A 15,876-nucleotide genomic window follows, 5' to 3' on the forward strand; every position below is an offset into this window, starting at 1 on the left:
AAGCACACATAAATTGCAGATTAAGATTGCAATGAGTCAAGCGGAGACTGTAACTGAAGATATTTTTCAAAATCATTGACAGACATTGGTTTGGCAAAATAATAGCCCTGAACAATATAACAGCCACGGCTAAAAAGCTGCTCTAACTGCTCAACGGTTTCAACCCCTTCTGCTACTACGGTTAATTTTAAGTTACGTGCCAATTCAATAATACTACTCACAATAGCCTGATCAGCAGAATTCGAGGCGATATCGATCAAAAATGAACGGTCAATTTTGAGTGTATTCACCTCAAAATTGCGTAAATAAGCTAAAGAGGAATATCCGGTGCCAAAGTCGTCAATCGCGACTTCAATGCCAAGCTCATCAAGCTGCATTAAGTGGGCTTTAGCCACCTGCAACTCTTTCATTAACACTCCTTCGGTAATTTCTAAACATAAAGATGAAGCTGGCATACGGGTGGCATCGAGAATTTTCTTCACGCCATCGATAAAGTCTGGCTGACGGAAATGCACAGCTGAAATATTGACCGACAATTTAAATGGCTCAGCGGTTTGCATTGCCCATTTGGCCCCATCCGAACACGCGCGGCGTAAAACCCAGCGATCAATATCAACAACCAAACCACAAGCTTCGGCAACTTTAATAAAAATATCGGGTCGCACAAAACCATCGACGGGATGTCGCCAACGAATGAGTGCTTCCATGCCAATAAATTTATCCCCCTGCAAAATATCAATTTGTGGTTGATAATACAGTTCAAATTCTTGCCGCTCTATCGCTTTACGTAAATCAGCCTCCAAACGTAAATGGTATAACGCTTGGGCATTGCGCTCTGATGAATAATATTTGAAGTTACCACGACCTTCTTCCTTGGCATGATACATGGCCAGATCCGCATTTTTTATGAAAGCTTCTGGCTGCATTGCATCATCGGGCCAAATACTGATCCCAATGCTGGTTGAAATATAAAACTCGCGGCCAAACAACCTAAATGGCGCGACGATTTGTGCCAACAACTGTTCAGCTAAGTGGTTAATATCACTTAACTCTTTAACATTCTTCAGTAAAATAACAAATTCATCGCCACCAAAACGGCAGAGTAAATGGTCACTTCCGATACAGGATTGTAATCGATTAGATGCTTCAACTAAGAGTGCATCGCCCATACTGTGGCCATAGGAATCATTGACATGCTTAAATCTATCTAGGTCAAGAAACAGCAATGCTAACTTTTCACCACTTTGCTCAGCCGCTTGAATAGATTGCATCAAACGATTGGCGAATAACGAACGGTTAGGGAGTCCTGTTAATACATCGTAATTTGCCAGACGTCTAAGGTCGGCCTCGGTGCGTTTCCGCTCAGTGATATCTGAAAATACTACTACATAGTGAATGGCATTTTCATTCAGTGACTGCATCACCGACACGTTAAGCCATACGGGATAAACTAGGCCGTTTTGTCCGACTAACTCACGCTCACCCGTCCATGAGCTATCCTGACCAAGTAACTGGGCAACTTCCGTAGATAACCCATCCTTCATTTGCACAAATTGCGAAAATGATAGGCCGACTAAGCTCTGTTGTTCTGAGCCTATAATGTGTTGTGCGGCATGATTGGCAACACGAATATTTTCATCTACGTCTAAAATAAGTACACCTTCTGATGTATTTTCAAACGCTTGGGCTAAAAGACTGACTTCATCTTCAAGCTGCCGCTGCAAGGTTATATCACTATAAATCCCCGCTACCCGCTCAATAACTTGGGTTTGTTTATTACGAGCCACAGGACGCCCGCGCACCCTCAACCAGCCCCAGTTACCATCGCGACGATGATATCGATATTCGGCTTCAAACCGATCAACCTCTCCTGCAAGCATGCTATGCCATTGCACCAGTACTTTTTCCCGATCCAAAGGATGTACGGGAAGTGATTCAAGGGTTAGTACAATTTCGTTGGCATGACTTCCCAAGACATAACCGCGGTTATCGAGATAAAAACATTGGCTATCCCTATGCCATTCCCAAAGATCAGAGTCGCTACCACGTAACGATTGCCTGAGACGATCATCACTCTCGGTTAGCGCTTGATTCATCGCCATAAAGGTGCGAACCTGACGCTGTCGATACCAAGCTAAACTCAGTGCAATAATCGAAAACACTAATAATAATAAACCTTTAAACCCTTGAGTCAGCCACCAGTGCTGCTCAACATAGAAGGGAAAAGTAAAGGGCTTATCTGACCAGATTCCATTGACTTGGCTTAACACCTCAAGTAGATATTCTCCCGCTGCTAAGCCTGCGAGGTTTACCTGCGACTCACCTTGGAGCAGCACGTAGTTATCTTCCTCCCCTTGATATCTGAGTCGATATTTAAATTGTATTGGCGAATCATCAAGGTAATCGAGGTTAGTGATCTGCAGGCTTACCATATTGGCGTCAGGCTTAATCACCATCAACGGTTTGGGTAACAACGAGACTTGGGTATTGTTGTCGTAATAAACCGATACCGACTCCAACATCACATGATCATCGGCAATACGGTTGACCATCTTGTCCACATCAAGGTTCATCACCCCTTCAGGAGTACCAATATACAGACCTGAAACGGCAGAATAAAAATAGGCGCCTTCATTCATTTCATTAGAAATTAGGCCATCAAGTTGGTTAAACATTGAGATTTGCCCTGTCGCTCTATCTTGACGGATTAGCGAATCAGCACAGGCAACGACATTGGCATTGGTTGTTTTCTGGATAAAAAATACTGAACTACAATTTACTTGCCATTGTGAACTTAACGAAACCAGTTTGCCGCCGTGGAGATTTAATTCGAATAAGCCCCTTTCATAGGAGCCAAACCACATCACACCGGGAGATATTTCTTCAATATGGCTAATTGAGGGCACAGAGTTTAAGCCACTGAACAATTGTCTTTGATCGTGAAAAAGATTTTGCTCGTCGATATAACCAAATACCTTTCGTCCACCTATCCATAACTTGCCGTCAGAGGCTCGATATAAAGTACGAATGGTCGGCCGCTTAAGCTCTGGCGAATTCCCAGTTGTCCCATCAAAGTTAAATGGCTGCGGCTCAAACAGTCCTTGCTCCCAAAAATACAGCCCCGTACCCGTTGCAATCCAAAACCGTCCTTTGAGTTTGGGATCGGCATAAGTGCCATAGATGAGTTTATTTTTAAATGCTTCACCACCATGCGTCCACTGGGCAAAACTGATCCCTTTTAAGGTCAACTTATCCACGACAAACAAACCACTCGTGGTAGAAACTAATAAATAGTGGTCAATAAAGCGACTGATCCCGTAAACACTCTCGTGCGGCTTTAATCCCTCAATATCTACGGTAATTGCTTTTTGAGTGTTTCGCCCGACAAAGCTGACATTTGACGCCCCAAACCATAATCCTTCATCACTCGCAAACACCGACCACACCATAGCGTCAGATAATTGATGTGGCGGTTCGCCAGTAAAAGTATCAAGAATGAAATCCGGTTGCGATGCCAGTAAGGCTAAACCATCTCCAGAGCCCCCAACCCACATCAAACCTGATTTATCAAACAATATCGCCTTTAATGTTTCCATATTGGCTTGAGTTTTAAGCTCTTGTTGATAATTTTCAATCTGATGGGTATCTGGAGACCACTTTAATAAACCTGCCCGACTCGAAAACCAAATCTCACCATTATGGCCTTCAGCCATAGCAGTGCTCCAATCGGGTAATTCAGGAACAGGGAAAATCTGTAAGGTTTTTGGTTCTAATCGGTAAATCCCTCGACTCGTTGCAATCCAAATACGCTGTTTTGAATCCTCAAGCATATCCAGAATACTGCCCATAGGTTCAGTCCATTGGTAATCAACGACTTTTTCCCCGGCACTGTTGAGGAGTAACAATTGAAATTGACCCGCAACAAGAAACTGACCATCAGGCATGCTCAATAACTTGCGCCAGGGTAGATCGCGATTAACGGGTAACTGACTCACTAAAGTTAAGGTCAAGGTTGAGGGGGATAAGTCGTAAATCTGGCCGTTATCAATCAACAAGCGCCATTCTTGGGCATTTTTACGAGCAGCAGAAATTAACACTCCACCAGGGAAATGAGGGAATAAATTAGGTGACCCCATCTGGGTAAATTGATTTTTTGCGATGTCATAAAAATAGGTTGCGGCATTGGTACTGACTAACAGCATATCGCGATCGATATTGACAACTGTTGTCAAAAACTCATCAGCAAGGCGTAACTCGGAACCCGTTTTATCAATTCGCCTCACTTTAGAATTACTAACCCGATATAAACCTTGCTCGGTTGCAGCCCATATAAAACCATGGTCATCGAGTGTGAGCGCGCGAATACTGGTCGCTTCAAGTCCGTCCCTGTCAGAAAAAACCCGTTGTACAAAACTACCCGCCCAAGCCGAATGAAGACCTGAACAAAAAACCAATATTGATGCCAAAAGGAAGTGGATTATTATTTTTTTCATTTGACGACTTACTTAACACCATAGTTTTACTGTAGCAGTTCAACAGCCTGAATACACCCGCACATTCACATTAACTTTACATTTTGACTTAGGCAATAAAAAAGCGCCCTAAAGGCGCTTTTACGAATATAAGTCTCAACTTATTTCAGGACGAGACAAAGGTTAAATTACTTTTTCTTTGCCTTTGGGTTTGGCAGGTCAGTAATAGAACCTTCGTAGATTTCAGCCGCTAGACCCACTGACTCGTGCAGAGTTGGGTGAGCGTGGATAGTTAATGCTAAATCTTCAGCATCACAACCCATTTCGATGGCTAGGCCGATTTCGCCTAACAGTTCGCCACCGTTCACACCTACGATAGCACCACCGATTACGCGGTGAGTGTCTTTATCGAAAATCAGCTTAGTCATACCTTCGCTGCAATCTGAAGCGATTGCACGGCCGCTGGCTGCCCATGGGAAAGTCGCTGTTTCGTAAGCAATACCTTGCTCTTTAGCTTCTTTCTCAGTCAGACCTACCCAGGCTACTTCAGGGTCTGTGTAAGCGATTGATGGGATAACTTTTGGATCGAAGTAGTGCTTCATACCCGCGATCACTTCGGCCGCTACGTGGCCTTCGTGCACACCTTTGTGAGCCAACATTGGTTGACCAACGATGTCACCGATTGCGTAGATGTGCGGTACGTTTGTACGTAATTGTTTGTCTACGTTGATGAAACCACGCTCATCGATCTTAACGCCCGCTTTTTCAGCGTCGATCAGCTTGCCATTTGGCGTACGACCGATAGCCACTAACACTGCATCGTAACGTACTGGTTCAGTTGGCGCGCTCTTACCTTCCATCGAAACGTAGATACCGTCTTCACGGGCTTCAACCGCAGTCACTTTAGTTTCGAGGATCAGGTTGAATTTCTTCTTGATTTGCTTAGTGAATACGCGAACAACGTCTTTGTCAGCCGCAGGGATCACTTGGTCGAACATTTCAACCACGTCGATTTCACTGCCCAGAGAAGAGTAAACCGTACCCATTTCTAAACCGATGATACCGCCGCCCATTACCAGCAGTTTGCCAGGAACTTCTTTCAGTTCTAATGCGTCGGTCGAATCCCAAATACGTGGGTCTTCATGGGGAATGAATGGCAGTTTGATTGGGCGAGAACCCGCAGCGATGATCGCTTGGTCAAACTTAACAACGGTCACAGTGCCGTCTTCAGCAGTCACTTCTAAGCTGTTAGGGCCTGTAAATTTACCGAAGCCATTAACAACGTTTACTTTACGCATTTTAGACATGCCGCCTAAGCCACCAGTCAACTGGCTGATCACTTTTTGCTTGAAGCTGCGTAACTTGTCTAAATCGATGGTTGGCTCGCCGAACACCACACCGTGTGCAGCAACGGCTTTGGCTTCTTCGATGACTTTAGCAACGTGTAACAGGGCTTTAGATGGGATACAACCCACGTTCAAACACACGCCACCTAAAGTGCTAAAACGTTCAACGATAACGGTTTCCAGACCTAAGTCAGCCGCACGGAAGGCAGCAGAATATCCCGCAGGACCTGCACCTAATACCACTACCTGAGTTTTGATTTCGTTACTCATGTTTTCCTCTAATTCTCATTCAATCCGTTGGAGGGGAGTAATCCTGCCAACCGAAAATGCGCCAGCGCGTAAGGTGGGCGCATTTTAACCTGTGTTTGATACTGATCACAATAAACAAAAGGCCACTCAAGATGAGCAGCCTTATTTGTTTACAGAATCAAAGTACGAATATCGGACAGAATTCCTGACAGGGTCACGCTAAAGCGTGCAGCCATTGCACCATCGATCACGCGGTGATCGTAGGATAGCGACAGTGGCAACATCAATTTAGGCTCGAATTCTTTACCATTCCACTTAGGCTTAATTTCAGATTTAGACACACCTAAAATCGCCACGTCTGGGTAGTTAACGATTGGGGTAAATGCAGTACCACCAATGCCACCTAGGCTTGAAATAGTGAAGCAGCTGCCCTGCATATCGGCGGACTTCAGCTTACCGTCACGGGCGCGGATAGAAATATCTGCCAGCTCACGAGATAACTCGATAATGCCTTTCTTATCCACGTCACGCACCACTGGCACAACCAAACCGTTTGGCGTATCAACCGCCACACCGATGTGGTAGTACTTCTTCTGGATCAGTGATTCACCGTCGCTGCTTAAGCTTGAGTTGAACACTGGGAACTGTTGTAGCGTTTTCGCCACAGCTTTCATCATAAAGACCAGCGGAGTGATCTTATAATCGGCTTTCTTCTTCGCCGCTGCGTCGTTCTGCTGCTTACGGAACTCTTCCATTTCAGTGATATCAGCTTCATCGAACTGAGTCACGTGGGGAATAGTTACCCAGTTGCGGTGCAGGTTTGGACCAGAGATCTTCTGGATACGGCTTAATGGAATTTCTTCCACTTCACCAAACTTGCTGAAATCCACTTTCGGTGCGGCAATTACTTGCAAACCACCACCGCTACCCGCTGCAACGGAAGTTGCTGCTGTCGCCTTAGGACGAGACAGTTCGTATTTCACATACGCCTGAACGTCTTCCTTCATGATGCGACCTTTACGGCCAGAACCCGTCACTTGAGTGAGATCCACACCAAATTCACGGGCCAAACGGCGAACCGCAGGAGACGCATGCACCGCACCAGTAGACACAGGCGCACCTGCACTTGGGTGATGTGGAACCGGTGGACGGCTAGGCGCGGCTGCAACAGGTGCTGGAGCCACTTCTTGGGCGACTGGTGCAGATGCTGGCGCGGCGGCTTGAGGTGCAGGAGCTGCACCGGCAGTCACAGTTTCAATCGTCGCAATCACGCTACCTTGAGAAACCTTATCACCGACTTTAACGGTTAACGACAGCAGTTTACCGGCGAATGGCGCAGGCACTTCCATGGTCGCTTTATCGGTTTCTAACGTGATCAAACCTTGGTCAGCAGTGATCATATCACCCACAGACACTAGCACTTCGATCACATCGACATTGCTGGCATCACCAATATCTGGCACTTGGATTTCTTTAACGGCAACCACTGGTGCAGCAGCTACTGGAGCAACAGCCGCCGCAGGTGCAGCTTGAGCGACAGGAGCTGACGCTGCTGGCGCGCTTGCTTGTGGAGCCGTGGCAGCAGGAGCTGCGCCACCCACTTCGAGCATGATCACTAATGAGCCTTGGGAAACCTTGTCACCCACAGCCACTTTCACTTCTTTTACCACACCCGCGAATGGCGATGGTACGTCCATGGTCGCTTTGTCGGTTTCAAGCGTGATAAGGCCAGCGTCAACCTCAATCTTATCGCCAGCGGCGACTAAGACTTCAATAACAGACACATCGGTGTCACCACCGATATCCGGCACAGTGACTTCAACCACTTGGGTTGCGCCCGTCGCTGTCGCGGCAGCCACAGGGGCTGGAGCCGCTTGTACTGGAGCAGGTGCTGCTGGAGCTGGCGCAGAAGCGGCAGCTTGAGCAACTGGCGCAGCAGCTTGAGCGGATGCGCCCGCTGCTTGCATCATCGCAATTAAGGTACCTTCGCTGACTTTGTCACCGACGGCCACTTTCAATTCGGCTAACACACCCGCGAAAGGCGCAGGAATGTCCATGGTCGCCTTGTCGCTTTCAACGGTCAGAATCGACTCTTCCGCTGCTAAGGTATCGCCCACAGAAGCACAGATTTCGATAACTTGTACTTCATCGCCGCCGATATCAGGAACAAAAACTTCTTTTAATTCAGCCATTTTTATTGCCTCTTACGCGTACTGTGGATTGATCTTGTCAGCGTCGATGCCGTATTCCTTGATGGCATTCGCTAACACATCAACAGGCAGCTCTTTACGATCAACCAGTGACTTCAGTGCCGCGATAACGATGAACTTAGCGTCCACTTCGAAGTGGTGACGCAGGTTGTCACGGCTGTCTGAACGACCGAAACCGTCAGTACCTAACACTTTGTAATCGGTTGGCATAAATGCACGTAACTGCTCGCCGTAGATCTTCATGTAGTCAGTTGCTGCGATTGCAGGCGCATCACTGGAGATCACTTGGCTGATATACGCTTGTTTTGGCGTTTGCGTTGGGTGCAGCATGTTCCAACGTTCTGCCGCTTGACCATCGCGAGTCAGTTCGTTGAAGCTGGTCACGCTAAATACGTCGGCAGTGATACCAAAGTCTTTCGCCAGCGCTTGCGCCGCTTTACGGGTTTGCTCAAGAATGGTGCCACAGCTCAGTAACTGCACTTTGCCTTTACCAGAACCACTAACCGTTTCCAGCTTGTAGATACCTTTAACGATACCTTCCTCGGCACCTTCTGGCATTTCAGGCTGAATATAGTTTTCGTTCATTGTGGTCAGGTAGTAGAAGATATCTTCTTGTTTTTCGCCGTACATACGACGGATACCATCTTGAACGATAACGGCAATTTCATAACCATAAGTTGGATCGTAGGTAATACAGTTAGGAATAGTGTTAGCCAGTACGTGACTGTGACCATCCTGATGCTGTAAACCTTCACCGTTCAGTGTTGTACGGCCTGAAGTACCACCGACTAAGAAGCCACGTGCACGCATATCACCCGCAGCCCATGCCATGTCGCCAATACGTTGGAAACCGAACATTGAGTAGTAGATGTAGAATGGGATCATCGGTGTATCGTTGACTGAGTAGCTGGTCGCAGCCGCTACCCAAGATGACATTGCACCCAGTTCGTTAATACCTTCCTGCAGCACCTGACCGGTTTTATCTTCACGATAGTAAGCCACTTGGTCAGAGTCTTGCGGTACGTATTTTTGGCCTTCGTGAGCATAAATACCCACTTGGCGGAACAGACCTTCCATACCGAAAGTACGCGCTTCGTCAGGGATAATTGGCACAATGTTTTTGCCAATTTTCTTGTCTTTTAACAGCGCAGTCAGTACGCGAACAAACGCCATGGTCGATGAAATTTCACGGCCATTTGAGCCTGCTAAGATCGAATCGAAAATCTTCAGTGATGGCACTTCCAACTCTTCGCTGAACTTCTCACGACGTTGTGGCACGCTACCATGCAGCGCGGCACGACGGCTCATCATGTACTTCACTTCTTCCGAATCTGGACCTGGGTGGTAGAACGGCAGATCTTCTAATTGATCGTCAGGGATCGGGATATTGAAACGATCGCGGAAGTAACGGATAGACTCGATACCCATTTTCTTCACGTTGTGGGCGATGTTCTTACCTTCACCCGCATCACCGAGGCCGTAACCTTTAACGGTTTTCGCTAGGATCACCGTTGGGCGACCTTTAGTCTTACGCGCATGGTCTAATGCCGCGTACACTTTAACTGGGTCATGACCACCACGGTTTAAGCGCCAAATGTCATCATCTGACATGTTCGCTACCATTTCGGCGGTTTCTGGGTATTTGCCGAAGAAGTGTTCGCGAGTATAAGCGCCACCTTTGGCTTTACAGTTTTGGTATTCACCGTCAACGGTTTCTTCCATTAACTGCAATAACTTACCGCTGGTATCACGGGCCAATAATGGATCCCAGTAACGACCCCAAATCACTTTCACGACTTCCCAGCCAGCGCCGCGGAATTCGCCTTCCAGTTCTTGGATGATCTTACCGTTACCGCGTACTGGGCCGTCCAGACGTTGCAGGTTACAGTTGATGATAAAGACTAAGTTATCTAATTCTTCACGGGCGGCTAAACCAATCGCACCTAAGGCTTCTGGCTCGTCACACTCACCGTCACCTAAGAAGCAGTAAACGGTTTGCTCAGAACAATCTTTCAGACCACGGTCAGTCAGATATTTTAAGAAGCGCGCTTGGTAAATCGCTTGGATTGGGCCTAAACCCATAGAAACCGTTGGGAATTGCCAGTAGTCAGGCATCAACTTAGGGTGCGGATAAGAAGATAAACCTTTGCCATCCACTTCTTGACGGAAGTTAGCCAGTTGATCTTCCGTTAAACGACCTTCCAAGAATGAACGCGCATAGATACCTGGAGCGATATGACCTTGGAAATACACTAAGTCGCCGCCGTCTTTCTCGTTTGGCGCACGGAAGAAGTGGTTGAAGCACACGTCATAAATGGTTGCGCTCGACGCGAAACTCGAAATATGGCCGCCTAACTCTAAATCTTTCTTAGAACCACGTAGCACCATAGCTAAGGCGTTCCAACGGATGATGGCGCGAATGCGACGTTCCATCTCTTGGTTGCCTGGCATGTGCGGCTCTTGACCCGCTGGAATGGTGTTCAAATAGGCCGTGGTCGCCGTGTAAGGCAAGTGTGTGCCATTGCGACGGGCTTTATCGATCAGTTTCTCTAATAAGAAATGGGCGCGTTCAGGGCCTTCCTGTTCTAATACAGCTTGCAGGGCATCAACCCATTCCTGAGTCTCTAACGGATCTAAGTCTTGTAGCATATCTTCAGACATGACACTGTCCTTCTCTATATACATGATAATGAATGGTGTTTGCGGCATATTCCGCTTTAGCGAGTGCTAAAGTCGGGAACTTAAGCGCCACTCTTTAAACGGCGCAAACTTCGCTGCAACCGGCTATCTTCTTCCCGCACAGATAACATCACCTCTTCGATGTAACTTAAATGTTCATTCGAGGCTTCTCTAGCGGCTTCAGGATCACGACGAACGATTGCAGCGAGCAGAGCACGTCTGTGATCGTTAGCCATAGTGGAAGCTTCTTCGCGGCGGCTTAAAAGCTCCAGGTTTTGCGCCACATTCTTATGCAGCACAGGGGTTAAACTGAGTACGAGATGCAACATAGCCACATTGTGTGACGCTTCAGCAACAGCGCGATAGAAGCGCACAATGGCAGCAGCTTGTTGTTCGATATTGGTGGCGGCTTCCACCTCAAGGATCATCCGCTTGATATTCTGCATATCGGCGTCTGTGCCACGCAGGGCGGCAAAATAGGCCATCATGCCTTCGGTCGCATGACGAAACTCCAGCAAGTCGTATTGGCTTTCTGGATCGGCTGTCATTAATTCAACGATAGGATCGGCAAGACTCTGCCAGAGTTGCTCTTTGACATAAGTACCGCCGCCTTGACGGCGCATTAATAGCCCTTTCGCCTCGAGTTTTTGAATCGCTTCACGCAATGAGGGACGAGATACTTCGAACTGGATGGCCAGTTCACGCTCCGGTGGTAATTTCTGGCCCGGCTGTAAACTACCTTCGAGGATCATTTGCTCGAGTTGCGCCATGATCACATCAGAAATTTTTGGCTGATTAATTTTACTATAGGCCATTTGGCGCTCAGCTCCGTTGTAAATTGGTCTTACCAATTTTTATGAGTGAGCGCACTTTATCAAATCACACTTTTGATGTCCAGATTGAAAATCAACCTTAAAAGGTGATCTCACTCAAAACCGCTCACGATGAGAGAGCATAGCCTAAAAAACTCATCATGGGGTCAGACCATTAAACCACAACGAGAGCAAGTGCTAGCGGCTAGGTTCTGGAGCGCTGTAAAAAGCGCAGCTGCTAGAAAAAGCAAAACGGGCTGCGCCCTTATAGATTCTAGATTTTAGGTTCTAGGCTCTAGGTCCTAGGTGCTAGATTCTAGAGCCACGAATTGGCGTCCTAGAGCAGCGCTTTTTGCTGCGTCCTAGCAGCGAAGCGCCCTAGATTCTAGAAGCAGCGTCCTTCTTATTAACTCACCAACCCAAAAATAGTCAGCAGTGATAACACAGCAACCATCAGCGTAAAGTTGCGTTTGCTTAATACTAACAATGCTAAGGTCGACTGCACACAAACAGGCGCGCTAGACACCTCGGGCAAAGGCTGGGCAGCGAGTGCCGTTTCAGTGACTACTTGCCTAGCACTGGCATTAATATTTAACGCATTATTGCGCCACGCCGCGAGCCCTTCACTAAACTGACCACTGAGCGCATAGCCAAAGGAAAACACTCGGCTTGGGAGCCAATCAAACGCAAACATAATATCTTCAATCAGCGGTAAATTAAGTGACTTACGTATATTTTCCTCCGCATAAAAGCGCGCAGTGCAATATAACACCGCCCCCACAGGTCCAAGAAAAATAAGGCATAATGCCACTGCACCGTAGTAACGATAGTTAATCCAAGCAACGCTCTGCCCGACCTTGGCACCTAAATCTTTTTCCGAAACCGCCTCCAAACACTCACTGCAATCTAATTCAGCGGCATAGTGATAACAGGCCTGCACATCGGAGCGACACGCCGCCTGCATATATTTTTTAAAGGTATCGCGCTGTTTTTGATGATTAAAACAAATAATCGCCACCAGCACCCATAGCGCGAGACTTAATACTCCCCAAAACATACCCGACGCAATCCAACCCAACAGATAAACCACACCCGCGGGCAATATCAAAGCCAGCAACATATTAGTGTTATTAAGCGACGCTTTATCGCCAAAAAAGCTGGATTGGTAAGATTGCAGTACACGATCACACTGCCAAGAGGCGGGAAGAAACTTTAGTCGCTCCACAAGAATGGCGACCAGTAATGAAAATAATGCCATCGATAGTACTCCTTGTAAAAAAGCAGGACTGACTAGAAAAAGCAGCGCGGGCTTCGCCCGTCTAGGTTCTAGATCCACGAAGTGGCGTCCTAGAACAGTGCTTTTTGCTGCGTCCTAGCAGCGAAGCGTCTTAGATTCTAGAAGCAGCATCCTTCTTTGCCTTCAACGCAGCGCCGTTAAATACCTTTCCCAGTCAAAGCTTGAGCCAGGGTCAGTTTTACGCATTGGCGCAATATCACAATGCCCAACAATCTGCTCGGTACTCAAGCTAGGGTATTGTGCAAACAAGGCTTGAGTCAATTCAACAAGTTGCTGATATTGTGCGGCAGTATAGGGCTTAGTATCCGTCCCTTCGAGCTCAATGCCAATGGAAAAATCATTACAATTTTCCCTTTCACCATAACGGGACACGCCAGCGTGCCAAGCTCTATCGTCACAACTCACATACTGCACACATTCACCATCGCGGCGAATTAAAAAATGTGCTGATACCTTAAGCCCCGCTAAATCGGCGAAAGTTTCATCGGCACTGGTATCTAAACAGCCTTGAAATAATTGATCGATGTAAGGTAAACCAAAGCATCCAGCGGGCAGGCTGATATTGTGGATCACCAACAGACTAATCTCCCCAAAGGGGCGTTGATTAAAATGTGGCGATTCACAGCGCCGCGCCGCGCGATACCAACCAAACTCAAAACTCATGTTTACTCCTTAAAAACGGAACGTCGCTACGCGACTGCTAGGAAAGCAGAGCGGGCTTCGCCCTTCTAGGCGCTAGATTTTAGATTCTAGAAGGAGCAAAGCGACGCTCTAGCACCTAGCGGCGCAGCCATGATAATCTTAAGCCCAAATGCAAGCAGGCAGACGATTGACCCATGTTAACCCATGCCCACTCGCCCGACGTATAAAAGCAAGGACTCCGATCATGCTAGAAAACGATATTCGACATGCCGTAAAAACCGCGCTCAATGAAGATCTTGGCGGCACTGAAATCAACGAGCATACCAAAACCATTGCCTACGGTGACATTACTGCCGAACTTATTCCGGCAGATAAATATGCCGAAGCGACCTTAATCACCCGCGAAGAAGGGGTTTTTTGTGGCAAAGCCTGGGCAGAACAAGTCTTTAATCAATTAGGTGGCGAAGTCGCGCTGCATTGGCATGTCGATGATGGCGATCTTGTGTTACCCAATCAAGTCTTGTGTGAATTATCCGGCCCCGCTCGCGCCTTATTGACGGGCGAGCGCACTGCGATGAACTTTATCCAAACCTTATCCGGTGTCGCCACCCTCACCAAACACTATGTAGACAAACTTGCTGGCACTCACACCCAACTGCTCGATACCCGTAAAACCATTCCAGGACTGCGCACCGCCCAAAAATATGCTGTCACCTGTGGCGGCGGTAAAAATCACCGTATAGGTCTATTTGATGCCTTTTTAATTAAAGAAAACCATATTATGGCCTGTGGTGGCATACGCCAAGCAGTGGATGCAGCGCGCAGTTTACACCCCAATAAACCCGTTGAGGTCGAAGTCGAGTCCTTAGCCGAACTGGCATTAGCACTGGATTCTGGCGCAGATATTATCATGTTAGATAACTTCGATATCACTATGATGGTCGAAGCTGTTGAACTGAATGCAAAAAGCCAAGCTAAAGGCAAAGGTGCAAAACTTGAAGTCTCTGGCAATGTGACCTTAGACACCTTAGCGGAATTTGCCAAAACGGGGGTGGATTATATTTCCGTCGGCGCCCTCACCAAGCATGTCCGCGCCTTAGATCTATCAATGCGACTGAAAGGCTAGAAAAAGCAGAGCGGGCTGCGCCCTTATAGATTCTAGGTACTAGGTTCTAGTAGCAGCCCATAAGCCGTCATCCTCGCGAACGACTGCATGGATGCAGGAGGTAGAATAACGCAGGAGCAGTTATCGACGAGGGGATCCAGCTTTATGCATTTCAGCTCTAGATTCTAGAACGAGCTTGCGAGCGCCCTAGCAGTTGCGCAGCAACGTCCTAGATTCTAGCTTCCTGCCCTTTACAGCATAAACCCACTAAATAGCCTAACAAAACACAGGTATAATGCGCGCCGATGTTTTGACGTTGTTTTAAATGCGTCAACTTAACTAACATTGTCAAACGTTTGTTAGAACGCAATACGTTTTAGCGTCAAGTTTTTAGACAAAATAATCATTTAATTAATACTTTATGCGTAAAAGTTGTTTCATTTTACTTAACTTTGTACTAACTTTTACCTAGGCGAGATGGCCGTTTCGGCCTTCCTTATCAAAATTAGCTCAAAGTGAATTGTCGCTAGCCAAAAAACCAGCAATTCATGTCAAGCAATCAAGATAAGCAGCCGAAACGAACACAATCGATAAACAACAATTTGCATTATATTTGGAGCAAAAAATGAAAGGTATCAAGATGAACAAGCAAGCTCAGGGTTTTACCTTGATCGAATTAATGATTGTAGTAGCCATTATCGGTATTTTGGCTGCAGTGGCATTACCTGCTTATCGCGAATATGTTGCAACATCTCATGGTGCAGCATCAATGAAAGGGTTAAGTTCATACGTTCAAAAAACTCAAGCTTGCGTACAAACAGGTGTTGGTTGTAAAACTTTAGGTGATGAGTTAGCTGTCGCTGGAAGTAAAATTACAGGAGATGTAACTCCGGCAGAGACAACAGCAATTAAGCTTACATATGATGATGGTACTTGTACCGTTACCGCAGATATTGGAACAGCAGGTGAAGTAGCATATTCCGCTGACACCAAAGATGAAGATAAAGCGACCAAAGTTCAATGTGAAGAAGGCGCAGGGTTAAAAGCTAGTAGCTAATTAGAGT

9 protein-coding genes are annotated in these 15,876 nt (G+C 46.9%); 2 read left to right on the forward strand and 7 right to left on the reverse strand.

Features of this window, described 5'->3' with window-relative positions:
• Positions 1-20: 20 nt before the first annotated feature.
• The 7 genes from JM642_RS18480 to ampD all read right to left on the reverse strand — a co-directional run bounded on the left by JM642_RS18480 (position 21) and on the right by ampD (position 13,728).
• Positions 21-4,493, reverse strand: a complete 4,473-nt coding sequence (locus tag JM642_RS18480) for an EAL domain-containing protein (protein ID WP_203432316.1) — start codon at positions 4,491-4,493, stop codon at positions 21-23.
• Positions 4,494-4,660: 167 nt separating this feature from the next.
• Positions 4,661-6,088 (reverse strand): dihydrolipoyl dehydrogenase, encoded by a 1,428-nt coding sequence (gene lpdA, locus JM642_RS18485; RefSeq protein ID WP_011715641.1) that lies wholly within the window; start codon positions 6,086-6,088, stop codon positions 4,661-4,663.
• Positions 6,089-6,237: 149 nt separating this feature from the next.
• Positions 6,238-8,259: a dihydrolipoyllysine-residue acetyltransferase gene (gene aceF / locus JM642_RS18490; protein WP_203432317.1), complete on the reverse strand. Its 2,022-nt coding sequence runs from the start codon at positions 8,257-8,259 to the stop codon at positions 6,238-6,240.
• Between the two features lie 12 nt (positions 8,260-8,271).
• Positions 8,272-10,938 (reverse strand): pyruvate dehydrogenase (acetyl-transferring), homodimeric type, encoded by a 2,667-nt coding sequence (gene aceE, locus JM642_RS18495; RefSeq protein WP_037413614.1) that lies wholly within the window; start codon positions 10,936-10,938, stop codon positions 8,272-8,274.
• Positions 10,939-11,018: 80 nt separating this feature from the next.
• Complete coding sequence (gene pdhR, locus JM642_RS18500) at positions 11,019-11,771, reverse strand: pyruvate dehydrogenase complex transcriptional repressor PdhR (RefSeq protein ID WP_011070781.1); 753 nt, start codon at positions 11,769-11,771, stop codon at positions 11,019-11,021.
• Positions 11,772-12,174: 403 nt separating this feature from the next.
• Positions 12,175-13,026, reverse strand: a complete 852-nt coding sequence (ampE, locus tag JM642_RS18505; RefSeq protein WP_037413617.1) for a beta-lactamase regulator AmpE — start codon at positions 13,024-13,026, stop codon at positions 12,175-12,177.
• Between the two features lie 162 nt (positions 13,027-13,188).
• The gene (gene ampD / locus JM642_RS18510; protein WP_203432318.1) at positions 13,189-13,728 is read right to left on the reverse strand and encodes a 1,6-anhydro-N-acetylmuramyl-L-alanine amidase AmpD; all 540 of its coding nucleotides are present in this window, start codon (positions 13,726-13,728) and stop codon (positions 13,189-13,191) included.
• A 223-nt stretch (positions 13,729-13,951) separates the two neighbouring features.
• Between ampD and nadC the strand changes: the two genes are divergently transcribed.
• Together nadC and JM642_RS18520 are read left to right on the forward strand one after the other, a co-directional pair.
• Positions 13,952-14,833 (forward strand): carboxylating nicotinate-nucleotide diphosphorylase, encoded by an 882-nt coding sequence (gene nadC, locus JM642_RS18515; RefSeq protein WP_088586229.1) that lies wholly within the window; start codon positions 13,952-13,954, stop codon positions 14,831-14,833.
• Between the two features lie 604 nt (positions 14,834-15,437).
• Positions 15,438-15,869, forward strand: a complete 432-nt coding sequence (locus JM642_RS18520; RefSeq protein WP_275403229.1) for a prepilin-type N-terminal cleavage/methylation domain-containing protein — start codon at positions 15,438-15,440, stop codon at positions 15,867-15,869.
• Positions 15,870-15,876: the final 7 nt, after the last annotated feature.

Source organism: Shewanella sp. LZH-2, from assembly GCF_016859145.1.
Taxonomy (GTDB): domain Bacteria; phylum Pseudomonadota; class Gammaproteobacteria; order Enterobacterales; family Shewanellaceae; genus Shewanella; species Shewanella xiamenensis.

Excerpts from the sequence above, each read along its gene's own strand:
- nadC (WP_088586229.1), top strand. The coding sequence starts at position 13,952 with ATGCTAGAAAACGATATTCGACATGCCGTAAAAACCGCGCTCAATGAA.
- aceE (WP_037413614.1), bottom strand. The coding sequence starts at position 10,938 with ATGTCTGAAGATATGCTACAAGACTTAGATCCGTTAGAGACTCAGGAA.
- JM642_RS18480 (WP_203432316.1), bottom strand. The coding sequence starts at position 4,493 with ATGAAAAAAATAATAATCCACTTCCTTTTGGCATCAATATTGGTTTTT.
- pdhR (WP_011070781.1), bottom strand. The coding sequence starts at position 11,771 with ATGGCCTATAGTAAAATTAATCAGCCAAAAATTTCTGATGTGATCATG.
- aceF (WP_203432317.1), bottom strand. The coding sequence starts at position 8,259 with ATGGCTGAATTAAAAGAAGTTTTTGTTCCTGATATCGGCGGCGATGAA.
- ampD (WP_203432318.1), bottom strand. The coding sequence starts at position 13,728 with ATGAGTTTTGAGTTTGGTTGGTATCGCGCGGCGCGGCGCTGTGAATCG.
- lpdA (WP_011715641.1), bottom strand. The coding sequence starts at position 6,088 with ATGAGTAACGAAATCAAAACTCAGGTAGTGGTATTAGGTGCAGGTCCT.
- JM642_RS18520 (WP_275403229.1), top strand. The coding sequence starts at position 15,438 with ATGAAAGGTATCAAGATGAACAAGCAAGCTCAGGGTTTTACCTTGATC.
- ampE (WP_037413617.1), bottom strand. The coding sequence starts at position 13,026 with ATGGCATTATTTTCATTACTGGTCGCCATTCTTGTGGAGCGACTAAAG.